Below are 22,430 nucleotides of genomic sequence, written 5' to 3'. Positions count from 1 at the left end.
CCACCGGGGTCCGCCGCCGTAGGCCGCCGTCTGCTGCCGCGGGCCGTCGCCCGGTCCTCAGGACGGGGTCCCCGCGGCGGCCAGCAGGCGTGTCACGTCGTCCGCGCAGATCGTCAGGGCCGCGCCCACCGTGGCGAGGACCTCCCGTTCGGCCGGGGTGTAGGGGCCGTCGGCGAGGGCGATACGGGCGCCCTGCAGCAGGATCGATTCGCGGCCGGCCGCAGCGAGGTGGGCGGCGAGCGGGTCGAGGGCCTCGTGGAGCTCTATGGCGAGGCCGGGGCCGTAGGGCTCGCCGTAGCTGCGGCCGGTGTCGGAGGCGAGGGCGTCGACGAGGGCGGAGAGCTGTTCCTCGGTGCAGTCGGTGAAGCCGGCCGCGCGCACCGCGCCCGCAGCGGTCTCCAGGGACGTACGGGAGCAGGTGCCGCCGGCCGAGAGGACGGCGAGGGCGACGGTGTGGACGGCGTCGCGCAGCATCGCCGAGAAGCGCACGGTGGTGGGGTGGTCGAGGACGTCGGTGCCGAAGTGGCGGCGGCAGGCGGCGCACTCGACGACCGGGCCGGTCTCGCCGCGCGGCACGAGCGGCACGCCGAGGACGGTGAAGCGGCGCTGTCCGGTCAGCCGCAGGTAGTTGCGGTCCCCGCCGCAGCCCGGGCAGAAGAACTCGCCGTCGCCGACGGGCGTCCACGCGGTGCGGGTGCCCAGGATGTGGGCAAGCCTGGTGACACGGCCGTCTCGTCCCCGTTCTGGCAGCACGTCGCACCTCCGTAACGCCGTGGCAACATCGCCACGTCTGCGTGATGTTAGCCACAGGGGAGAGGTGTAGTCAGCACCTAGGACGAGACCTTTCCGTGACCTCCACGGGACAGTGGCCGAAAACGGCGGGACCCCGCTCGTCGAAGTCGACGAACGGGGTCCTCAAACCGCCGGTCAGGATGGTCAGCGCGTCGCGCGGTTGACGGCCGAGACGACCGCCTTCAGCGACGCACGCGTCGTGTTCGCGTCGATGCCGATGCCCCACAGGACCTTGTCGCCGATCGCGCACTCGATGTACGAGGCGGCCTGCGCGGAGGCGCCCTCGCTCATCGTGTGCTCCTGGTAGTCCAGCAGCCGCACGTCGATGCCGACGGACTGCAGGGCGTCGAAGAAGGCCGAGATCGGACCGTTGCCGGAGCCGGTCAGCACGGTGTCCACGCCGTCGACGGTCGCCTCGACCTTGAGGGTGTCCACGCCGTCGGTGTCGGTGGTCGACTGGCCGTTCCTGACCTGGATTCGACCCCACGGGTTCTCGGGGTTGGGCAGGTACTCGTCCTGGAAGACCGACCAGATGGCGCCGCCGGTGACCTCGCCGCCCTCGGCGTCCGTCTTGGCCTGGATGAGCTTCGAGAACTCGATCTGCATCCGGCGCGGCAGGTCCAGCTTGTGGTCGTTCTTCAGGACGTAGGCGATACCGCCCTTGCCCGACTGCGAGTTGACGCGGATGACGGCCTCGTAGGAGCGGCCGACGTCCTTCGGGTCGATCGGCAGGTACGGGACCGCCCACTCGATGTCGTCGACGGTGACGCCCTTGGCGGCCGCGTCGGCCTCCATCGCGTCGAAGCCCTTCTTGATGGCGTCCTGGTGGGAGCCGGAGAAGGACGTGTAGACCAGGTCGCCCACGTACGGGTGGCGCGGGTGGACCTCCATCTGGTTGCAGTACTCCCACGTACGACGGATCTCGTCGATGTCGGAGAAGTCGATCTGCGGGTCGACGCCCTGGGAGAACAGGTTCATGCCCAGGGTGACCAGGTCGACGTTGCCGGTGCGCTCGCCCTGCCCGAACAGACAGCCCTCGACGCGGTCGGCGCCGGCCATCAGCGCCAGCTCCGCGGCGGCGACGGCGGTGCCGCGGTCGTTGTGGGGGTGGACCGAGACGCAGACGTGCTCGCGACGGGAGAGGTTGCGGCTCATCCACTCGAAACGGTCGGCGTGGGTGGAGGGGGTGGAGCGCTCGACGGTCGCCGGCAGGTTCAGGATGATCTCGCGGCCCGGGCCGGGCTGATAGACGTCCATGACCGCCTCGCAGACCTCGAGGGCGAAGTCCAGCTCGGTGTCGGTGAAGATCTCGGGGCTGTACTGGTAGCCGAACTCCGTTTCGGGGCCCAGCAGTTTCTCGGCGTACTCCATCACCAGGCGGGTGCCGTCGACGGCGATCTGCTTGATGTCGTCCCTGGAGCCGCGGAAGACCACGCGGCGGAAGACGGGGGCCGTGGCGTTGTACAGGTGGACGGTCGCCCGCCTGGCGCCCTTCAGGGACTCCACGGTCCGCTCGATCAGGTCCTCACGGGCCTGGGTCAGTACGGAGATCGTCACGTCGTCCGGGATCGCGCCCTCTTCCTCGATGATCGAGCGCACGAAGTCGAAGTCGGTCTGACCGGAGGCGGGGAACCCGACCTCGATCTCCTTGTAGCCCATCTTGACCAGCTGGTCGAACATCCGGCGCTTGCGCTCGGGCGACATGGGGTCGATCAGGGCCTGGTTGCCGTCGCGCAGGTCGGTGGAGAGCCAGCGGGGGGCGGCGGTGATCCGGTTGTTCGGCCAGGTGCGGTCGGGGATGTCGACCTGGTCGTACTGTCCGTACTTGTGGATCGGCATCTGGCTGGGCTGCTGGCGGTTCGCCATGGGGCGTTGGCTCCTCGGGGTGACCGGAGAGTCTCCGGACGGAAGGACGGCCGACGCGCAACACCAAGCACCGCGGGGAGGGGGTCGGCCTCGACTACAGGCCCTCGCCGCGGCAGCTAAGGAGAAGCAGCCCGAAACGCATAGTGCTCCGCAGCCTAGCCGAGCCGCTCTGGTCGCGCGGGTCCGTATCAGTATGCGGGACCACTCGGGGGCGATGACAGAGAAGTCGGGGAAAAAGGGGCGAAACGTGCGCTATACCACTCCGACCCTTTGATCTGCCGCGTTTGTCACCGTTTTTCACCGATCATGGTTGCTTGTAGTGACAGGTGAGTAACACAGTGCAAAGGTGCCGGACATGACGACTCACGGGGGCTCCGAGCCCGTCTTCTGCACCGTCGTACCGCCGCACGTCCTCGACCGGCTGGCGCGCAACGACGACCCCGCACTCTCCGGTCCCGCCCGGCGCACCCTGCTGCGCGACAGCGAGCTGCGCGCCCGCCGCCGGGTGACCGCCGAGTTCCGCCTGGCCGCCGCACCGGCCACGAAAGCGCCGTCGGACCAGCCGCTGCGGACGATCTACGACTGCGCGCACGGCACCGACCTGCCCGGCGGCAAGGTCCGCTCCGAGGGCCAGGACCCGGGCCGGGACGCCACCGTCAACCGCGCCTACTCCGGTCTCGGCGCCACCTTCGACCTCTACCTCAAGGCCTACCAGCGTCACTCCATCGACGGCGACGGCCTGCCCCTGGACGCCAGCGTCCATTACGACGAGGGCTACAACAACGCCTTCTGGAACGGCGAGCAGATGGTGTTCGGCGACGGCGACGGCGAGATCTTCGTCGACTTCACCAACTCCGTCGACGTGATCGGGCACGAGCTCACCCACGGCGTCACGCAGTACACGGCGAACCTGACCTACTACGGCCAGCCGGGCGCGCTCAACGAGTCGATGTCCGACGTGTTCGGCTCGCTCATCAAGCAGTACTCGCTCGGCCAGACCGCCGCCGAGGCCGACTGGCTGATCGGCGCGGGGCTGCTCGCCCCGAACGTCACCGGCGCCGCCCTGCGCTCGATGAAGGCCCCGGGGACGGCGTACGACGACGACGTCCTCGGCAAGGACCCGCAGCCCGCGACGATGGACGGCTACGTCCGCACCGGCCGCGACAACGGCGGCGTCCACATCAACTCCGGCATCCCCAACCACGCGTTCTACCTCGTCGCCACCGCTCTCGGCGGCCACGCCTGGGAGAAGGCGGGACAGATCTGGTACGACGTGCTGACCGGCGGCGAACTCAAGGAGAAGGCCTTCTTCAGCGACTTCGCGGGGCTCACCGCGAAGGCCGCGCGCGAGCGGTTCGGCGACGGCGGCGACGAGTCGCAGGCCGTGAAGAAGGCCTGGGAGCAGGTCGGGGTGCGGATCCTGTAGTTCCGTACTACACAGGGACCCATGCGTATTCAGGTGAGGCGCACAGGCGGGTTCGCGGGCATCGAGCGCCGGGCCGAGGTGGACACGGCGGGACGGCCCGACGCCGGCGAGTGGCACGCCCTGGCCGAGAAGGCGGTGGCCGGCGGCCGGGGCGCGCCCCCGCCGGGGGTTCCGGACGGCTTCAGCTACGAGATCACGGTGGACGGGGAGCGGGTCTACGCGGCCGATCCCCGGCTCACCGCGGAGCAGCGGACGCTGATCTCCCGGGTGCTGAAGGAAGGGGCGTGAGCGGTCCCTGACGTCCCGTCCGAACTGCCAGTTCACGCTGGGGCGTTGACTTCCTTACCCAGCGGTAAGGATGATCCCGCCCATGGCGAACGAACCGCATGCCGCGGCCCACCCGATCCCCCCGTTCCCGGCAGACTTCCTCTGGGGAGTGTCCACCTCCGCCCATCAGATCGAGGGCGCGGCCGACGAACGCGAGCCGTCCGTATGGGACGCCTTCACCGCCGAGCCGGGGCGGGTCAAGGACGGCTCGACGGCCGCGGTGGCCTGCGACCACTACCACCGCCACACGGAGGACGTCGCGCTCCTGTCGGGGCTCGGCGTGGACGCGTACCGCTTCTCGGTCTCCTGGCCGCGGGTCAACTCCCCCGGCGGTATGGACTTCTACGACCGCCTCGTCGACGAGCTGCTGACCGCGGGCGTCCGCCCGGTCCCCACCCTCTTCCACTGGGACCTGCCGGCCGGCCTGGACTGGCTCGAACGGGACACGGCGTCCCGTTTCGCGGAGTACGCCTCGGTGGTCGTGGACCGCCTGGGCGACCGCGTCAAGAAGTGGATCACCCTCAACGAGCCCGCCGAGCACACCCTGCTCGGCCATGCGCTCGGCACCCACGCCCCCGGCAAGCAGCTGCTCTTCGACGCCCTGCCGGTCGCCCACCACCAGCTCCTGGCCCACGGGCTGGCCGTGCAGGCGCTGCGTGCGGCCGGCGCCGGCGACATCGGCATCGCCAACTCCCACGGCCCGACCTGGCCCGCGTCCCAGGAGCCGGCCGACCTGGAGGCGGCGGCCTTCTACGACGTCCTGCTGAACCGTCTGTTCGCCGAACCCCTGCTGCTGGGTGAGTACCCGGAGGGCCTCGGCGACCTGATGCCGGGCGACGTGGCCGCCGACCTGAAGGTGATCTCCGAACCGCTCGACTGGTACGGGGTCAACTACTACGCCCCCACCCGGGTGGGCGCGCCGCAGGGCACGGAGATCGAGTTCGGCGGGATCACCATGCCGGCCGAACTCCCCTTCTCCGTGCAGGAGATCGAAGGCATGCCGGTGACGGACTTCGGCTGGCCGGTGGTCCCCGAGGGCCTCACCGAGCTGCTGACGACGTTCAAGGACCGCTACGGCGACCGCCTTCCGCCGGTCGTCATCACGGAGAACGGCTGCTCCTACGAGGGCCTCGACGACCAGGACCGCATCGCCTACCTGGACGGCCACATCCGCGCCCTGCACCGGGCGCTGGAGGCGGGCGTCGACGTGCGCGGCTACTTCGTGTGGTCGCTGCTGGACAACTTCGAGTGGGCGGAGGGGTACGCGCGCCGCTTCGGCCTGGTCCACGTCGACTTCGCGACGCAGACCCGGACCCCGAAGGCGTCGTACGCCTGGCTGCGGGACGTGCTGCGGGCGCAGAGAACGCAGGCGCGGGGATGACGACCGCGGACAGCGCGCCGGCAGCCGCGCTGGCCGAGCCCGCCGAACGGGTCGGCAGGGGCTGGACGTCGGCCCTGTCGCTGGCCAACGGGGCGATCTGGGTGGGCTGGTACGGCCCCCTGCAGATCCTGCTGGCCTCCCAGGCCGAGGACTTCGCGCCCGGCTCGGGCATGTCGAAGGAGACGATGCTGGCCTGGGTGACGGGCGTCGGCGCGGTGGTCTCGCTGGCCGCCAACCCGCTCTTCGGCGCCCTGTCGGACCGTACGACGTCCCGCCGGGGCCGGCGCACGCCGTGGATCGTGGCCGGAGCGGCGGGCGGCGCGCTGTCGCTGCTGCTGCTCGCGGGCGCGGGCGGGCTCTGGACGATGGCGCTGGGCTGGTGTCTGGTCCAGCTGACCCTGAACGCGGCCTTCGCGGCGGTGACGGCGGCCGTCCCCGACCAGGTGCCCCGGCTCCAACGGGGCTCGGTGGGCGGCTGGCTGGGGGCCGCGCAGATCCTCGGCGTGGTCGGCGGCACCGGGCTCGCGACGGCCGCCGGAGGCGTCGGGTCGGGGTACGCGGCGTGCGCGGTCTTCACGCTGGTCGGCGTGCTGCCGTACGTCGTGCGGTACGAGGATCTGCGGCTGGCGGAGCGGGACCGGCCGGTCTGGTCCTGGCGGGGTTTCGCGGCCGGCTTCTGGCTGAGTCCGCGCCGCCACCCCGACCTCGGATGGGCCTGGCTGACCCGCTTCCTGATGAACCTGAGCAACGCGCTGGTGCTGCTGTACCTCCTGTACTACCTGCGCGACCGTCTGCACCACGCCGACCCCGAGCAGGGGGTGCTGATCCTGACGGCGGTGAACGGGCTGACGCTGCTGGCCACGGTCGTCGTCGGCGGCGTCTGGTCGGACCGGGCGGGGCGCCGCAAGCCGTTCGTCGTCTGGTCCGGGGTGCTGATGGCGGTGGCGACGGCGGGACTGGCGGCCTGGCAGACGTGGCCGGGCGCGATCGTCGCGGCGGCTGTGCTGGGCGTCGGCTTCGGCGTGTTCACCTCGGTCGACTTCGCGCTGATGACGGACGTGCTGCCGACGGCCGGGGACCGCGGCAAGGACCTCGGCATCATCAACGTGGCCAACTCCCTCCCCCAGGTCGCGGCCCCCGTCCTCGCCGCGCCGATCGTGACGTACCTGGGCGGCTACCGGGTGCTGTACCTGGTGGCCGCCGTCATCGGGCTGGCGGGGGCGGTGCTGGTGGGCCGGATCCGGGGCGTCGAGTAGACGTTCACAGCGCCCCGGCGTCCCGCGCGGCCCACACCGTGGGGTACAGCGGACGGTAGCCGAGCTCACGGCGGACGCGCCGGGTGGAGGTGATCCCGGACCACGGGTCGGGGTCGGTGCGGTCCGCCATGCCGGCGGGGAGGTCGACGCCGTTGAGCTGGTGCAGGTCGAGCGCCGTCACGGGAGCGTCGTCGGCGATGTTGTAGATCCGGCCCGCGGCTCCCGGCGCGTACAGCAGGCGCAGCAGCCCTTGGGCGACGTCGGCGTGGTGGACCATCTGCAGCCGCTGCGCCGACGCCCACCCGCCGGCCCACCTCAGGGACTGGGCGAGGTGGGGATCGCCCTCGCCGTAGACGAAGACGAGCCGGGCGATCCGCACGTCCAGGCCGTCCAGCGCGAGGAGCTCTTGCTCGGCGGCCGCCTTCGACTCGGTGTAGGCGCCCCACATCTCGCCGCCCGGCCGGATCTCGTCGTCCTCCGTCAGCGGGCGGCCTCGCCCGAGCCCGTACACCAGGCCCGTGCTGACCTGCACGAACCGCTGCACGCCCGCCGTCCGCGCAGCGTGTCCCAGCGCCACCGCCGCATCCCGGTTGACGGCCCACGCCTCCTCGTCCGGGACGCCGCGGAAGGACGCCGCGACGTTCACCACCGCGTCCGCCCCGGCCACCGCCTTGCCGAGCGCCTCCGCGTCCCGCAGATCGCCGGTCACGACCTCGGCGCCGAGCTCCGCGAAGCGCTCCGCGCGGGCCGCGTCACGCACCAGGATGCGCACCTTCTCCCCCGGCCCGGTCTGCGCCAGCAGTCTCGGCACGAACCTCCGTCCGATCTGTCCCGTCGTACCCGTCACCAGTGTCAGCATCGTCGTCCGCTCCTCTTGGCCCGGTCGGCCCGTTCGGCCTGTCCGGTGTGGTGCCACCACCCTCGGGCGGGACCGTGAGGAGCGGGAGAGACCCGTGGATCAGGGGACCGGCGGTCCCTGGCTAAGCCGGACGCTGTGCCGCAGCCTGGAGAGGTGAACCGCACCGAACTCGCCGACTTCCTGCGCCGCGGGCGCGCCCGCCTGGCCCCCTCCGACGTGGGTCTGGCCCCCGGCGCCCGCCGCCGTACGCCGGGCCTGCGCCGGGAGGAGGTGGCGCAGCTGGCCGGCATGTCGGTGGACTACTACACGCGGCTGGAACAGAGCCGGGGCCCCCGCCCCTCGCGGCAGATGCTGTCGGCGCTGGCCCGCGCCCTGCGGCTGACCGCCGACGAGCGCGACCATCTCTTCCACCTGGTCGGCGAGGAGCCCCCGCGCCGGGAGACGGCGTCGACGCATGTGTCGCCCGGGCTGATGCTGATCCTGGACCGGCTGGTCGACACACCGGCGCAGGTGCTGACCGACTGCGGCGAGGTCCTGGCGCAGAACGCGATGGCCAGGGCGCTGACCCACGATGTGATGTCCCGGCCCCGGCCCGAACGCAACCTCGTGCGTCTGTACTTCCTCGTCCCCGACGCGCGCGGCCTGTTCCCGCCGGAGGACCGCCCCGACCACGCCCGCGCCCACGTGGCCAATCTGCGCGCGGTGACCGCCGCCCGGCCCGACGACCCGGAACCGGCCGCGCTCGTGGCCGAACTGCGCGCCGGGAGCGAGGAGTTCGCCCGCCTCTGGGACGCACACGAGGTGTCCCTGCGGCACAAGGCGACCAAACGCTTCCTGCACCCGGTGGTCGGACTGCTCGACCTGGACTGCGAGGTGCTGCTCAGCCACGAGCACCACCAGCTCCTGGTCGTCCACACGGCCCGCCCGGACACGGAGTCCTACGAACGGCTGCGGCTGCTGCGCGTGGTGGGGCTCCAGGACATGTCCCCGCAGACCGTCTAGAACCCCAGCTTGCGCAGCTGCTTCGGGTCGCGCTGCCAGTCCTTGGCAACCTTCACGTGCAGGTCGAGGAAGACGGGCGTGCCGAGCAGGGCCTCGATCTGTTTGCGGGACTTGATGCCGACGTCCTTCAGGCGCTTGCCCTTGGGGCCGATGATGATGCCCTTCTGGCTGGGGCGCTCGATGTAGATGTTGGCGTGGATGTCCAGCAGCGGCTTGTCGGCGGGGCGGTCCTCGCGCGGGAGCATCTCCTCGACGACGACCGCGATGGAGTGCGGCAGCTCGTCGCGGACGCCCTCCAGCGCCGCCTCGCGGATCAGCTCGGCGACCATCACCTGCTCGGGCTCGTCCGTCAGGTCGCCCTCGGGGTACAGCGGCGGGCTGTCCGGCATCATCGGGATGAGCAGGTCGGCCAGCAGCTCGACCTGCTCGCCGGCGATCGCCGAGACCGGCACGATCTGCGCCCACTCGATGCCCAGCTCCTTGCCGAGCTGGTCGATGGCGATGAGCTGCTCGGCGAGCGCCTTGGAGTCCACGAGGTCGGTCTTGGTGACGACCGCGATCTTCGGCGTGCGCTTGATCCCGGCGAGCTCCTTGGCGATGAACCGGTCGCCGGGGCCCAGCTTCTCGTTGGCCGGCAGGCAGAAGCCGATGACGTCGACCTCGGCCCAGGTGGTGCGCACGACGTCGTTCAGCCGCTCGCCGAGGAGCGTGCGCGGCTTGTGCAGCCCCGGGGTGTCCACCAGGATCAGCTGGGCCTCGGGGCGGTGCACGATGCCCCGGACCGTGTGCCTGGTGGTCTGCGGACGGTTCGAGGTGATCGCCACCTTCTTCCCGACCAGAGCGTTCGTGAGGGTGGACTTGCCCGCGTTGGGGCGGCCCACGAAGCAGGCGAAGCCGGCACGGTGGGCGGACTCGGCCGACTGCTCGGATGACAGGTTGCGAACGCTCATGCCCCCCATTCTCCCTGATTCGCGAGGCCCCGCCGTACACACGAGCGGCAGAACCCCCTCAGGTGAGCTCCCGGAAACCTCCACGCAATGAAACGTCACGGAAACACATCCGTGCACAACCGGAAACGCGGGGCGGTGAACCTCTGACGAGCCCCCGCATCGTTGGAGACCCCGTGACTCTGGCCGCCGCCCACGCGAACACCGGCGACACCGCCTGGCTGCTCGCCGCCACCGCCCTCGTCCTGCTGATGACCCCGGGCCTGGCCCTCTTCTACGGCGGCATGGTCCGCACGAAGAGCGTCCTCAACATGCTCATGATGAGCTTTGTGTCGATCGCTCTGGTCACCGTGGTGTGGCTGGCGGCCGGCTACTCCCTCGCCTTCGGCGACGACGTCGCGGACGGACTGATCGGCGGCCTGGACCACGCCGGCATGGCGGGGCTGGGCCCGGACAGCGTCCAGGGCACCGTCCCGACCCTGCTGTTCGCCACCTTCCAGCTCACCTTCGCGATCATCACGGCCGCGCTGATCAGCGGCGCGATCGCGGACCGGGCGAAATTCGGGGCGTGGCTCGTCTTCGTGCCGGTCTGGGCGCTCCTCGTATACGTTCCCGTCGCACACTGGGTCTGGGGCCCCGGCGGCTGGATCCTGGACCGGCTCGGCGCGCTGGATTTCGCCGGCGGACTCCCGGTCGAGATCACCTCCGGCGCCTCCGGTCTGGCGCTGTGCCTGGTCCTCGGCCCGCGTCTGGGCTTCAAGAAGGACGCGATGCGTCCGCACAACCTGCCCATGGTGATGCTGGGCGCGGGCCTGCTCTGGTTCGGCTGGTTCGGCTTCAACGCGGGCTCCGCCCTGGGCGCGAACGGCCTGGCGGCCGCCGCCTTCCTCAACACCCTCACCGCCGGCTGCACCGGTCTGCTGGGCTGGCTCTTCGTCGAGCAGAAGCGCGACGGCCACCCGACGACGCTGGGCGCGGCCTCGGGAGCGGTCGCGGGCCTGGTGGCGATCACCCCGTCCTGCGGCTCGGTCTCGCTGCTCGGTGCGCTGGTCGTGGGCCTGGCCGCCGGCGTCGTCTGCTCGTACGCGGTGGGCTGGAAGTTCAAGCTGAACTACGACGACTCCCTCGACGTGGTGGGCGTGCACCTGGTCGGCGGTGTCATCGGCACGCTGCTGATCGGCGTCTTCGCGGTGGACGGCATGACCGGCGGCGCGCAGGGTCTGCTGTACGGGGGCGGGCTCGCCCAGCTCGGCAGGCAGCTGGTCGCCGTGACCGTCGTGGCGGTGTACGCCTTCACCGTGACGTTCGGCATCGGCAAGCTGCTCGACCGGGTGATCGGGCTGCGGGCGGACGAGGACCACGAGCACACCGGGCTGGACCTTACGGTGCACGCCGAGACGGCATACGATCACGGCGTCCTGGGCCATGGCGCCCCGGTCTCCGCGCACTCCGTCCTCTCCGCCCAGAAGGTCAAGCCACAGGAATGAAGCTCATCACCGCGATCGTCAAGCCCTACCGCCTCGACGAGGTCAAGACGGCCCTCCAGGAGCTCGGCGTGCACGGCCTGACCGTGACCGAGGCCAGCGGCTACGGCCGGCAGCGCGGCCACACCGAGGTGTACCGGGGCGCCGAGTACCAGGTCGACCTCGTGCCCAAGGTCCGTATCGAGGTCGTCGTCGAGGACGCCGACTCCGAGACCGTGATCGACGCGATCGTGCGCGCCGCACACACCGGCAAGATCGGCGACGGGAAGGTGTGGGCGGTGCCGGTCGAGACGGTCGTGCGGGTACGGACGGGCGAGCGGGGCCCGGACGCGCTCTAGCCTCCGGCGGTTCGGCTGAGTTTCGGCCGCGGGTTCGTGGGGGCCCGTCGCACGGTTCCCCGCGCCCCTTCGCGCCCTCGCCGGCGTCTGAGCAGGAGCCACACCCCGGCTGCGATCACCGCCGCCACCGTCCCCACCGCCGGCCAGGGCACGGCCAGGAAGGACGCGGTCGCCGACTCCGACGTCCTGGTGGCGCTCGCCGTCAGGGTGACGTGCGCCCGGTCGAGCTGGGGGGCGCCGGCCCAGCGTTCGGTGAGGCGCACGCGCTGGCCCGGGAGCAGCTGGGAGGGGACCTTCTTCAGGTCCCGGGTGAGCAGGGTGCGCCCGAACAGGCCGTTCGCCGTCAGCCGCACCTTCGGCTCCAGGGTGACGTTCCCCGTGTTGTGCAGCGTGTAGGAGATCGTCGCCGTGCTGTCGCCGACGCCCGGGATCAGGGGCTGGTGGTGGCTGACCCGCACGTTCTCGACGGCGAGGGCGGGCAGCGTGGGCCCGCCGACCTGGAGGTAGACGCGGGCGCCGACCGCCCGCTGCACGCCCAGCGCCAGGGAGCCGCCGCCGTTGTCGACCCGTTCGTCGAGGGCGACGATCGCCCCCGGATGGTCGCCGGGTTCGGCGCCCTCGGGCACCTCGACGGTGAACGGAACGGTGACGGTCTTGTGGCCGGGGACGGTGACCCGGTCCCGCGGGAGCTTCGCCCACGCGCCCACGCCCCGCATCGGCTCGCCCCGCGACTTCACGGCGAACCCTCCGTCGCGCGCGGTGTTGTAGGCGTCGGCGGCGTACAGCCGGAACGTCAGTGGCCGGTCCGTCTTGTTGGCGACGACGATCTTGTCCTCGATCGTCTGCCCGGGGTCGGCGGAGACGTAGAAGTACGGCCGCGCGGCGACGGCCGAGGAGACGGGGTAGACGGACCAGCTGCCGTTGTCGGCGGCCCGGGCGGGCGCGGCGAACAGTAGACAGAGCAGGAACGGCAGGAGGAGGACGTACGGCTTGCGCATGGCTGCGGACCCCCACGGACGGGCTGCGACGGCTGGGGTCTGTCGTCGGGATCGGGTTGCCGGAGTCCGACGGCGCCTGGTCGCCACGCGTCTGCGGACCGATGGGGACGACAGGCCCAAGGTGGACGGGCGGGTGCGGGCCCCTGTGGGGCGGGCGCCCGGCCACCGGTGGACGTGATGCGTACGCTCAGGTGAGCGTGAGGGTCAGGACGCCGGCGTAGCTGCCCGCGGGCGTGAACGCCGGTACGTCGAGGGACAGTTGCGCGCCTGCGGTGAACTCTCCGCCGGTGGCCGTGCCGTCGGGCGTGGACGCCAGGGTCGCCCCGGAGGCGCCGACGGTGCCCGCCGAGCCGGCCTGACAGGTGCTCGGGCTGCCCGCCTTGGTCGTGCACGCGGGCGTCCAGCTCAGCTTGCCGGCGTCGATCTTGGCGCCGGGGCCGCTGAAGTCGGTGACCTTGCCGGTCAGAGACCAGCCCGCGGGGCCGCCGCGGAAGTCCTTGACGGTGACGGTCTGCAGGGCGCCTGTCGAGGCGCCGCCCTGGCCGAACTGGACCGCGGACAGCTGGACGGCGTCCCCGGCCTGGGACATCGACAGCGTGCCCGCCCGGACCGTGGTGGTCACCTTCTGGCTGCCGGCCGGCACGGGATGGTCGTCGATCACGACGTACGCGACCGGCCCCGCGCCGAGGCCCGGGCTCCAGGCGCCGCCCTCGTACGCCACCACACCGGTCGTGGTGAGGTCGTTGACGACGAGCGAACCGGAGATCCTGCCCTGGGCGTCCGCGGTCACGGTCGCCGTGTCCGCGGTCTGGGCGGACGCGGAGCGCCCGGCGAGCGTCACCGACGCGCCCGCGGTGAAGCCGCTGCCGGTGACGGCGACGGCCGCGCCCTGACTGCCGGAGGCCGAAGCCAGCGAGATGGCACGGGTGTTGGCGGGCGGGTTGTCGGCCGCCGTGACCGTCTCCGACACCGGGGCCGGCGGGTTGGTCACCGTGCAGGGCGTGTCCAGTTCCAGGATGTAGCTGGTGTGGATGTTGTAGTCGCCGGGCGAGAGGGTGATCGCGCCGGGGGTGGTGACCGTGAAGGTGCCGGTCATGGAGAACGACGGGAAGACGCCCTTGCCGGGCACCGGGTCGTTCTTCTTCGGGCCCGTGACGGTGACGCTGCCGGTCTGCGCGCCGCCGAGGGTGACCTTGCCCGTCGGCGTCATGATGTCGGCCGGCAGGGCCAGGTCGGTGGGGTTGTTGGCGGCGGGCGTGATCACCGTGTACGTGACGGTGACGGTGTCGCCGACCTTGGGGCTGGTGTTGTCCGCGGTGATCTTCGCGGTGGTGGTGCCGTCGATCGGCGGGAGGCCCGCGATCGCCGGCGGGATGCAGTGCGTGGGGAAGCTGACGTCGGTCGCGGCGCCGGCGGGGCACGCCAGCGCGCCGCCCGCGGTGACCGCGAGCACGGTGACCCCGAGCAGCGATGCCCAGCGCCGTCTTCGCGAACTTCGGGTCCTCAGGGACCTCAGGGGTGAAGCCATGGTTGCCCCCTCCTCCGGGGAGTGCGGGCGCAGCGGCTCTTCTGCGCCGACAGGGGGCATTGAGATGCCGATCGCACGAGAAGTCAATGGAGACGGCGAGGTCAACTGATGGACCGTCAGCTTCCTGCTGCAGCAGGTCGGCTGACGGCCCGTTGGCACTGTTCCCGGTAGCTATCGGTCAGAACACGAACGGTCCGGGCGACTGGGCCCCGGGTGCCGTACAGGTGACGGTGATCCCGAAGACGACCATCTTCAGGGAGCCCTTGTAGAAGTCGAGGCTGTCACCGGCGGCCACGGTCCCGTTGAGCGGCCCGACCACGATCGGGGCGCCGGTGGCCATGGCGGGGTTCACGGTGCCGCTGAAGACGCGGGCGGCACCGGTCGAGTTCGCCATTGTGAGCGTCGAGCTGATGCTGTTCGCGCCGATCGGGATCGGCGCGGTGATCGCGGTGGAGGAGAGGGTGAGGGTGGCCGCGGTGCCGCTCTGGGTGGCCGTGAGGGTGGCGGCGCCGCCGCCGAACAGACCGCAGTTCGCGGTCGTGGTCGCCGTCGTCGGTGTGACGGCGGCGGCAGAGGGCGCGAACGCCAGTCCGGTGACCGCGAGGGCCCCGGCCAGCAGTGCCGCACCAGATCCGATTCGTTTGCCTCTCATGATGTTTCCGGCTCCTTCCCGGATGTGGGGAGACGGACGGCCGAAAACGGGACGGGTGGGTGCGGACACCGGTGCCGGTGGGGGGTGGATCTGACGGTCCGTCGGAACTTACGGTCTCATTGATGCGGGACCGACCCGGGCACGGCAAGGCCGAATTCCGGCCTAGTTACGGCGCTCGGCCCGCGGAGGCGGACAGCAGGCGGAGAGGCCCGGCCGCAGTGGGGGTCAGCCCGCGGTGAGGGTCAGCCGGACCGTCCCGTCCGGCGAGGCCAGGAGCACCGGCGTCCCCGGTCCGCCGAGATCCCGTACGGCGGCGAGATCGTCCTCGGCGGCGCCCTCCGACGACGTCACCACGGCCGCCGCCTCCAGCGACCGCGCGCCGGACGCCACCGCCATCGCCACCGCCGTCCGCAACGCGCTCAGCCGCAGCGACGGCAGCTCCACCGTCGCGGCGACGTAGGTGCGCCCCGTGTCGTCCCGTACGGCGGCGCCCTCCGGCACACCGTTGCGGGCCCTCGCGGAACGGGCCAGGGTGACGATCTTGCGGTCCTCGGGGTCGAGCGCGTTGCTGTCGGTCATGCCCCGAGCATACGAAGAACCTGCCCGCCCGCCCGGACGAGGGGTGGGTCCCCCCGAACCGGACGGTGCCGCGTCACGGCCGGTCCAGGCGCAGCCGCTCGGCGCGCGGCAGGCCCGCCACCACCAGGTCGTAGGAGTCCTCGATCAGCTCCCTGACCAGCCGGTCCGGGAGGCCGCCGTCGACCGTGACCGTGTTCCAGTGGCGTTTGTTCATGTGGTACCCGGGGTCGATCAGACCCGGATGGTCCGTGCGCAGCCGGACCGCGTCCTCGGGGTCGCACTTGAGGTTGACCTTCAACGGCTGCTCGCCGGTCCAGCTCAGCGCGAACATCTTGCCCAGGACCTTGAACACCGAGATCTCCGGCCGGAAGGGGAACTCCTCGGTCACCGCGTTGAAGGACAGACAGAAGGCGCGCAGCTCCTGAGGCGTCACTCGGGACTCGTCTCCTCCCCCGGCGGATCCGCCGGGTCCACCGGCTCCACCAGCACCGTCACGATCTTGTTGCGGCGGCCGGCCGCGGCCTCCGCCGTCAGCCGCAGCTTGCGTCCGTCGGGCAGCTCGACCTCGGAGGAGGCCCCGGCGATGGGCACCCGGCCCAGCGCCTTGGCGAGCAGACCGCCGACGGTCTCCACGTCCTCGTCGTCGTACTCCTCCAGGCCGTACAGCTCGCCCAGATCGGTGATGTCGAGACGGGCGGTGACCCGGTAGCGGTCGTCGCCGAGCTCCTCAACGGGCGGCAGCTCGCGGTCGTACTCGTCGGTGATCTCACCGACGATCTCCTCCAGGATGTCCTCGATGGTGACGATGCCGGCCGTGCCGCCGTACTCGTCGATGACGACGGCGACGTGGTTGCGGTCCCGCTGCATCTCCCGCAGCAGGTCGCCGGCGTTCTTCGTGTCGGGCACGAACGCGGCGGGCCGCATGGCCGTCGACACCAGCTCGCCCTCGGCGTCGCGGCTGATGTGCGTCTTGCGGACGAGGTCCTTCAGATACACGATGCCGACGATGTCGTCCTCGTTCTCGCCGGTCACGGGTATCCGGGAGAACCCGGAGCGCAGGGCGAGGGTCAGGGCCTGGCGGATGGTCTTGTAGCGCTCGATGACGACGAGGTCGGTCCGCGGGACCATGACCTCCCGCACGAGGGTGTCGCCCAGCTCGAAGACGGAGTGCACCATGCGGCGCTCGTCGTCCTCGATCAGCGACTCCTTCTCGGCGAGGTCGACCAGCGCGCGCAGCTCCGCCTCGGAGGCGAAGGGGCCGCGGCGGAAGCCCTTGCCGGGGGTCAGCGCATTGCCGATGAGGATCAGCAGCGACGGGATCGGACCCATGATCCGGGCCAGCGGGAGCAGCACGTACGCGGCCGCCGTCGCGGTGTTCAGCGGGTGCTGGCGGCCGATGGTCCGCGGGGACACGCCGACGGCGACGTACGAGACGAGGACCATGACGCCGATCGCCGCCAACAGCGCCGGGGCCGTGCCGTCGATCTGCCGGAGGCACGCGTAGGTGACCAGCGCTGCGGCCGCCATCTCGCAGGCCACCCGGACCAGCAGGGCCACGTTGAGATAGCGCGTCGGGTCGGCGGCGATCTGTGCGAGCTTGGCGCTTCCCCGCCGCCCGGAGCGCACGGCTTCCTCGGCGCGGAAGCTGGAGACGCGCGCGAGGCCCGCCTCCGCGCAGGCGGCGAGCCAGGCGACGACGACCAGGGCGATCGCGCCGGCGACGAGGGTGGGGCTCATGAGACGGTCGGAGCCGGGGAGGGACCGGTCAGGCCCTTCTCCGCACGCCAGCCGTCCACGATGGCGGCCTGCAGACCGAACATCTCGGCCTTCTCGTCGGGCTCCTCATGGTCGTACCCGAGAAGGTGCAGCACCCCGTGGACGGTGAGCAGTTGGAGCTCCTCGTCCATGGAGTGCTCCGTGGGCGCTTCCTTGCCCTGCCGCTCGGCGACCTCGGGACACAGCACGATGTCGCCGAGGAGGCCCTGCGGCGGCTCGTCGTCGTCCTTGGACGGGGGCCGCAGCTCGTCCATCGGGAAGGACATGACATCCGTCGGGCCGGGCAGGTCCATCCACTGGATGTGCAACTGCTCCATGGCGTCGGCGTCCACGACGATCACCGAGAGCTCGGAGAGCGGGTGGATGCGCATCCGCGCGAGCGCGTAGCGGGCGATGTCGAGGATCGCCTGCTCGTCGACCTCGGTTCCGGACTCGTTGTTGACGTCGATCGACATGGTGCTGGCTTGTCTACTTCCGCTTGTTGCGGCCGCCCTGGCGGGTGCCGTTCTCCGTACCGTTATCGCTGTCGTACTTCTCGTACGCGTCGACGATACGGCCGACCAGCTTGTGCCGGACGACGTCCTGGGACGACAGGCGGGAGAAGTACACGTCGTCGACGCCTTCGAGGATGTCCTGAACCTGCCGCAGACCCGACTTGGTGCCGCCCGGCAGGTCGACCTGCGTCACGTCACCCGTGATCACGATCTTCGACTCGAAGCCGAGCCGGGTGAGGAACATCTTCATCTGCTCGGGACTCGTGTTCTGGGCCTCGTCCAGGATGATGAACGCATCGTTGAGCGTTCTTCCCCGCATGTACGCCAGCGGCGCCACCTCGATGGTTCCCGCCGCCATGAGCTTCGGGATCGAGTCGGGGTCCAGCATGTCGTGCAGCGCGTCGTACAGGGGGCGCAGGTAGGGGTCGATCTTCTCGTAGAGGGTGCCGGGGAGGAAGCCGAGGCGTTCTCCGGCCTCGACCGCCGGGCGGGTCAGGATGATGCGGTTGACCTGCTTGGACTGCAGCGCCTGGACCGCCTTGGCCATGGCCAGGTAGGTCTTGCCGGTGCCCGCGGGGCCGATGCCGAAGACGATCGTGTGCTTGTCGATCGCGTCGACGTACCGCTTCTGGTTGAGGGTCTTGGGTCTGATGGTGCGGCCGCGCGAGGACAGGATGTTCTGCGTCAGAACCTCGGCCGGGGTCTCCTGGCCGTCACTCGTCCCGTTCTCACTCGCCCGCAGCATGGCGATCGAGCGTTCCACTGCGTCCTCCGTCATCGGCTGTCCGGTGCGGAGCACCAGCATCATCTCGTCGAACAGTCGCTGGACGAGGGCGACTTCCCGCGCCTCGCCCGTCGCGCTGATCTCGTTGCCCCGGACGTGGATGTCGGCCGCCGGGAAGGCCGTCTCGATCACGCGCAGGAGGGAGTCGCCGGATCCCAGCACGGTCACCATGGGGTGCTGGGCGGGAACGGTGAACTGTGCTCTCGCCTTGCCCTGCGCGGGCGTCTGAGCTGTGGGTGTCTCAGTCATAGACCGGCCCGAGGGCCTTTACGTCCTCCCGGATGCGTCTCGCCTGCCACGAGGGCGGCCTGGCGAGTCCAAGGGTACGCCAGGGCACTGACAACGCCGTAGTGGTTTTGTCATGCCCCGGCGACCGTCCCGGCCACTATGCCGAGCGGCCGAAACCGATCGTCGGGACGGCTCTGCGCAGCGGCCACGGGGCCGCGTCCTCCGCCTCCGGAAGCAGCGTGGGCAGCAGACGCTCCAGGAACGCGTACCGGTGCAACGCCTCGGGGTCCTGGCCCGGCACCGACTGGACCTTGCGCCACCAGGCGGCGATCTCGGACCAGCCGGGGGCGGAGAGCGAGCCGCCGAACTCCTGGACGGAGAGGGCGGCGGTGAGCCCGGCGAAGGCGAGCCGGTCGGCGAGCGGCCAGTCCGCCAGGGTGCCGGTGACGAAGCCGGCCACGAAGACGTCCCCGGCGCCGGTGGGGTCGAGGGCCTCGACGGCGATGGCCGGGACCTCGGCGGACTCGCCGGTACGCCGGTCGACCGCGTACGCGCCCTCCGCGCCGAGCGTGACGACCGCGAGCGGCACGTGCGCGGTCAGGGCGTGGGCGGCGGCGCGGGGGCAGGTCGCGCCGGTGTAGCGCATGGCCTCCTCGGCGTTCGGCAGGAAGGCCTCGCAGTGCTCCAGGTCGGTGAGGCCGGCCAGGTCCCAGGCGCCGGTGTCGTCCCAGCCGACGTCGGCGAAGACGCGGGTGCCCCGGCCCGCGGCCTGGGCGATCCAGGGGGCGCCTCTGCCGGGGGTGAGGGAGGCGACGGCGGCGCGGGCGTGCGGGGGGAACTCGGGCGCCGGTTCCTCGGGGGGCGGTTCGTGGCCGTGCGAGACCATGGTGCGCTCCCCCTCGTACGCCATGGAGACGGTGACCGAGGAGTGCCAGCCGGGGACCGTGCGCGAGGTGCTGAGGTCGATGCCCTCGCCGTGTTCGAGGGCGTCCCAGCAGTACTCGCCGTAGTGGTCGTCGCCGAAGGCGGCGGCGAGGGAGGTGCGCAGGCCGAGCCGGGCGAGCGCGGTGGCCATGTTGGCGACGCCGCCGGGACTCGAACCCATGCCGCGGGCCCAGGACTCGGTGCCGCGCACCGGGGCGGAGTCGAGCCCGGTGAAGACGATGTCGAGGAAGACGTCCCCGGTGAGGTAGACGTCCCAGGGCGGATCGTCGGGGGCGCGCCGGGCGGCCAGGGGGTCGACCCGGGCGGCCGGGCGGTTCTGGCCGGTGTGGCGGTGGTGTCCCTCTCCGACGGACGCGTATGACGCGGTCACGGTGTGCTCCCTGACGTGGTGCCGATCTGGCCAGTGTGCACCACGCCACCGACGACGGGCGGTGCGTCACGCCGGGGGCGCCGCGGCTTCGGACCCGGCGTCCACGGCGGTCGGCGTCACGGCGAGGGAGCGCGCCGGCAGGTCACCAGCGGGGCACGGACGGCGTGACCCACCCGGGTTCGGCGACGCGCATGGCGGTCGCGTCGTCGCGCTCGCGCAGCGCGCCGTCGTCGTCCAGCCAGCGCCGGTGCAGGAAGTCCAGCCTGTCCCGGTCGAGTTCGACGCCGAGGCCGGGAGTGTCGGAGACGGTCACCTTGCCGTCGTCGAAGGTGAGCCGTTCGGTGAGGACGTCCTCCGACTGCCAGGGGTAGTGGGAGTCGCAGGCGTGGTGGAGGTCGGGGACGGTGGCGGCGACGTGGGTCATCGCGGCCAGGGAGATCCCGAGGTGGGTGTTGGAGTGCATGGAGACGCCCACTCCGAACGTGCGGCAGACGGCGGCCAGTTCGCGGGTGTTGCGCAGTCCGCCCCAGTAGTGGTGGTCGGAGAGGACGACCTGGACGGCGTCGCGGGCGAAGGCCTCCCTGATCTCGGCGAACGTGGTCACGCACATGTTGGTGGCGAGGGGCACGTCGGTCCGTGCGGCGACCGCGGCCATGGCCGGGGCGCCGAGGGCGGGGTCCTCCAGGTATTCGAGGAGGTCGCCGATCTCGCAGGCGACCCGCAGCGAGGTGGGCACGGACCAGGCGCCGTTGGGGTCGAGCCGCAGGGGGTGTCCGGGGAAGGCCTCGGCGAGGGCCCGGACGGCGGCGATCTCCTCGTCGGGCGGGAAGACGCCGCCCTTGAGCTTGAAGGAGGTGAAGCCGTAGCGCTCCTTGAAGCGCCGGGCCTGCTCGACCACGGAGGCCGGGTCGAGGGCTGCGCCCCAGTCGTCCTTCTCGGCGGGGACGCCCTCGGGGTGGTCGGCCCACTTGTAGAAGAGGTAGGCGCTGTACTCGACGGCGTCGCGCACCTTGCCGCCGAGCAGCGCGTGCACGGGCAGGCCGAGCGCCTTGCCGAGGGCGTCGAGACAGGCGACCTCGAAGGCGGAGACGACCGACAGGCGCAGTTTGTCGGCGGTCTGGACGCCGCGCAGTCCGCCGACGTCGACCTGGGAGGAGATCCGGGAGCCGTCGACGGACACGTCGTCGGCGATCGTGAACAGCGCGTTCAGATCGCTGACCTGCCGGCCGGTCAGCCTGTCGGCGAAGGGGCGGGCGAGTTCCAGGTACTTGGTGTCGCCGTAGGTCTCGCCGAGGCCGGTGATCCCCTGCGCGGTCTCGACCTCCACGATCAGCCGGGGGGTGTACGGCTGGTGGACGCCCTGGGTGTTGAGCAGGGGCGGGTCGGCGACGAGGATCGGGGTCAGACGGACGTCCGTGATCGTGAGGTCGGGGCTCACAGGGCGGCTCCTACGAGGTCGAGGCCGGCGGTCAGGAGGGTCGTGAGGTCGGCCAGGTCGGCGGGCGAGGGCTCGGTGAGCGGGGCGCGGACCGGTCCGACGGGGCGGCCGCGCAGGCGGGCCGCGGCCTTGACCAGGGACACGGCGTAGCCCGGCACGCGGTCGCGGAGTTCGACGAGCGGGACGTAGAAGTCGCGCAGCAGCCGCTGCACCGATGCGCCGTCCGTGCCGTCGCCGTCGCGCAGGGCGGCGAAGAAGGCGTTCGCGATCTCGGGAGCGAAGGCGTGGACGGCGGAGGAGTAGGCGGGTACGCCGACGGTGGCGTAGGCGCGGGCCTGGATCTCGGCGGTGGCGGCGCCGTTGAAGAAGAGGAAGTCCTCGGGTGCGGCGAGGGTGAGGCGCTGGAGGCGGTCGAGGTCGCTGTGGCCGTCCTTGAGGCCGATGACGTTCGGGATGCGGGCGATGCGCCTCAAGGACGCGGCGGTGAAGGCGACCTGGCCGCGCTGGTAGGCGATCAGGGGCAGCCGGGTGCGGGCGGAGATCTGCTCCAGCTGGGCGACGAGGCCGTCCTGCGGGGCGGCGACGAGGTAGTGCGGCAGGACGAGGAGGGCGTCGGCGCCGGCCTGCTCGGCGATGCGGGCGAAGCGGGCGGCCTGGGCCCAGCCGTAGCCGATGCCGGCGACGACGGGCAGGCGGCCGGCGGCCTCCTCGACGGCGATCGTCACGGTCTGCCGGTACTCGTCCTCGTCGAGGGAGAAGAACTCGCCGGTGCCGCAGGCAGGGAAGAGGGCGCCGGGGCCGGTGGCGATCTGGGCCGCGACATGGGCGCGGAAGCCGTCGGGGTCGAGGGAGCCGTCGTCGTGGAAGCTGGTGAGCGGGAAGGACAGCACTCCCCGGGCCATGCCGTCCCGCAGGCGCCGGACGGTGTCGCCCGTCGTTTCCCCGGTGGGGTCCCCTGCG

At 71.6% G+C, this 22,430-nt stretch carries 22 protein-coding genes; 7 read left to right on the top strand and 15 right to left on the bottom strand.

Features of this window, described 5'->3' with window-relative positions:
• Positions 1-57: 57 nt before the first annotated feature.
• Positions 58-753 (bottom strand): TerB family tellurite resistance protein, encoded by a 696-nt coding sequence (locus tag BG482_RS05530; RefSeq protein WP_069767715.1) that lies wholly within the window; start codon positions 751-753, stop codon positions 58-60.
• 183 nt (positions 754-936) lie between these two features.
• Positions 937-2,658, bottom strand: coding sequence for a 2-isopropylmalate synthase (leuA, locus tag BG482_RS05525; protein ID WP_069767714.1), 1,722 nt, complete (start codon positions 2,656-2,658; stop codon positions 937-939).
• A gap of 355 nt (positions 2,659-3,013) precedes the next feature.
• Between leuA and BG482_RS05520 the strand changes: the two genes are divergently transcribed.
• The 4 genes from BG482_RS05520 to BG482_RS05505 all read left to right on the top strand — a co-directional run bounded on the left by BG482_RS05520 (position 3,014) and on the right by BG482_RS05505 (position 7,048).
• On the top strand, positions 3,014-4,084 hold the full coding sequence (locus BG482_RS05520; protein WP_069767713.1) for a M4 family metallopeptidase: 1,071 nt from the start codon (positions 3,014-3,016) through the stop codon (positions 4,082-4,084).
• Between the two features lie 21 nt (positions 4,085-4,105).
• Positions 4,106-4,372 carry a protealysin inhibitor emfourin gene (locus BG482_RS05515; RefSeq protein WP_069767712.1) on the top strand — a complete coding sequence of 89 codons (267 nt, stop codon included), beginning with the start codon at positions 4,106-4,108 and terminating at the stop codon, positions 4,370-4,372.
• A gap of 82 nt (positions 4,373-4,454) precedes the next feature.
• Positions 4,455-5,792 (top strand): GH1 family beta-glucosidase, encoded by a 1,338-nt coding sequence (locus tag BG482_RS05510; protein ID WP_069767711.1) that lies wholly within the window; start codon positions 4,455-4,457, stop codon positions 5,790-5,792.
• Positions 5,789-7,048 (top strand): MFS transporter, encoded by a 1,260-nt coding sequence (locus tag BG482_RS05505; protein WP_069767710.1) that lies wholly within the window; start codon positions 5,789-5,791, stop codon positions 7,046-7,048. The genes BG482_RS05510 and BG482_RS05505 overlap by 4 nt, the downstream gene beginning before the upstream one ends.
• 4 nt (positions 7,049-7,052) lie before the next feature.
• Here the strand turns inward: BG482_RS05505 and BG482_RS05500 are convergent, their stop codons facing one another.
• Positions 7,053-7,907: an NAD(P)-dependent oxidoreductase gene (locus tag BG482_RS05500; RefSeq protein WP_069767709.1), complete on the bottom strand. Its 855-nt coding sequence runs from the start codon at positions 7,905-7,907 to the stop codon at positions 7,053-7,055.
• Positions 7,908-8,060: 153 nt separating this feature from the next.
• Between BG482_RS05500 and BG482_RS05495 the strand changes: the two genes are divergently transcribed.
• Positions 8,061-8,909, top strand: coding sequence for a helix-turn-helix transcriptional regulator (locus BG482_RS05495; RefSeq protein ID WP_069767708.1), 849 nt, complete (start codon positions 8,061-8,063; stop codon positions 8,907-8,909).
• Here BG482_RS05495 and era read toward each other — a convergent pair.
• Positions 8,906-9,859, bottom strand: a complete 954-nt coding sequence (gene era, locus BG482_RS05490; protein ID WP_069767707.1) for a GTPase Era — start codon at positions 9,857-9,859, stop codon at positions 8,906-8,908. The two genes, BG482_RS05495 and era, sit on opposite strands and share 4 nt — an antisense overlap.
• Positions 9,860-10,032: 173 nt before the next feature.
• Between era and BG482_RS05485 the strand changes: the two genes are divergently transcribed.
• Positions 10,033-11,343 carry an ammonium transporter gene (locus BG482_RS05485; RefSeq protein ID WP_069767706.1) on the top strand — a complete coding sequence of 437 codons (1,311 nt, stop codon included), beginning with the start codon at positions 10,033-10,035 and terminating at the stop codon, positions 11,341-11,343.
• The gene (locus tag BG482_RS05480; RefSeq protein WP_069767705.1) at positions 11,340-11,678 is read left to right on the top strand and encodes a P-II family nitrogen regulator; all 339 of its coding nucleotides are present in this window, start codon (positions 11,340-11,342) and stop codon (positions 11,676-11,678) included. Before BG482_RS05485 ends, BG482_RS05480 begins: the two co-directional genes overlap by 4 nt.
• Here the strand turns inward: BG482_RS05480 and BG482_RS05475 are convergent.
• From BG482_RS05475 to BG482_RS05425, 11 genes are all read right to left on the bottom strand, one after another.
• Positions 11,675-12,676, bottom strand: a complete 1,002-nt coding sequence (locus tag BG482_RS05475; protein WP_069767704.1) for a WxL protein peptidoglycan domain-containing protein — start codon at positions 12,674-12,676, stop codon at positions 11,675-11,677. The genes BG482_RS05480 and BG482_RS05475 overlap by 4 nt on opposite strands.
• A gap of 187 nt (positions 12,677-12,863) precedes the next feature.
• Complete coding sequence (locus tag BG482_RS05470; RefSeq protein ID WP_176741313.1) at positions 12,864-14,204, bottom strand: beta-xylosidase; 1,341 nt, start codon at positions 14,202-14,204, stop codon at positions 12,864-12,866.
• Between the two features lie 178 nt (positions 14,205-14,382).
• Entirely contained in the window at positions 14,383-14,856 is a 474-nt protein-coding gene (locus tag BG482_RS05465) for a hypothetical protein (protein WP_069767703.1), read from the bottom strand.
• Positions 14,857-15,081: 225 nt separating this feature from the next.
• Entirely contained in the window at positions 15,082-15,435 is a 354-nt protein-coding gene (locus BG482_RS05460) for a cytidine deaminase (RefSeq protein ID WP_069767702.1), read from the bottom strand.
• 73 nt (positions 15,436-15,508) lie between these two features.
• A complete protein-coding gene (locus tag BG482_RS05455) occupies positions 15,509-15,868 on the bottom strand; it encodes an MmcQ/YjbR family DNA-binding protein (RefSeq protein ID WP_069767701.1) in 360 nt (119 codons plus the stop codon).
• Positions 15,865-17,172: a hemolysin family protein gene (locus tag BG482_RS05450; protein ID WP_069767700.1), complete on the bottom strand. Its 1,308-nt coding sequence runs from the start codon at positions 17,170-17,172 to the stop codon at positions 15,865-15,867. The genes BG482_RS05455 and BG482_RS05450 overlap by 4 nt, the downstream gene beginning before the upstream one ends.
• Entirely contained in the window at positions 17,169-17,666 is a 498-nt protein-coding gene (ybeY, locus tag BG482_RS05445; RefSeq protein WP_069767699.1) for an rRNA maturation RNase YbeY, read from the bottom strand. Before ybeY ends, BG482_RS05450 begins: the two co-directional genes overlap by 4 nt.
• Before the next feature lie 13 nt (positions 17,667-17,679).
• Entirely contained in the window at positions 17,680-18,738 is a 1,059-nt protein-coding gene (locus tag BG482_RS05440) for a PhoH family protein (RefSeq protein WP_079141607.1), read from the bottom strand.
• 136 nt (positions 18,739-18,874) lie between these two features.
• A complete protein-coding gene (locus BG482_RS05435; RefSeq protein ID WP_069767697.1) occupies positions 18,875-20,032 on the bottom strand; it encodes a carbohydrate kinase family protein in 1,158 nt (385 codons plus the stop codon).
• A 142-nt stretch (positions 20,033-20,174) separates the two neighbouring features.
• Positions 20,175-21,470 (bottom strand): glucarate dehydratase family protein, encoded by a 1,296-nt coding sequence (locus BG482_RS05430; RefSeq protein ID WP_069767696.1) that lies wholly within the window; start codon positions 21,468-21,470, stop codon positions 20,175-20,177.
• On the bottom strand, positions 21,467-22,372 hold the full coding sequence (locus BG482_RS05425) for a 5-dehydro-4-deoxyglucarate dehydratase (protein WP_069767830.1): 906 nt from the start codon (positions 22,370-22,372) through the stop codon (positions 21,467-21,469). Before BG482_RS05425 ends, BG482_RS05430 begins: the two co-directional genes overlap by 4 nt.
• Positions 22,373-22,430 lie beyond the last annotated feature (58 nt).

This window comes from Streptomyces sp. LUP30 (assembly GCF_001746365.1).
Classification (GTDB): Bacteria; Actinomycetota; Actinomycetes; order Streptomycetales; family Streptomycetaceae; genus Streptomyces.
Note: the sequence above shows the minus strand (reverse complement) of the source record. Positions and strands in the feature narration are given on the sequence as shown.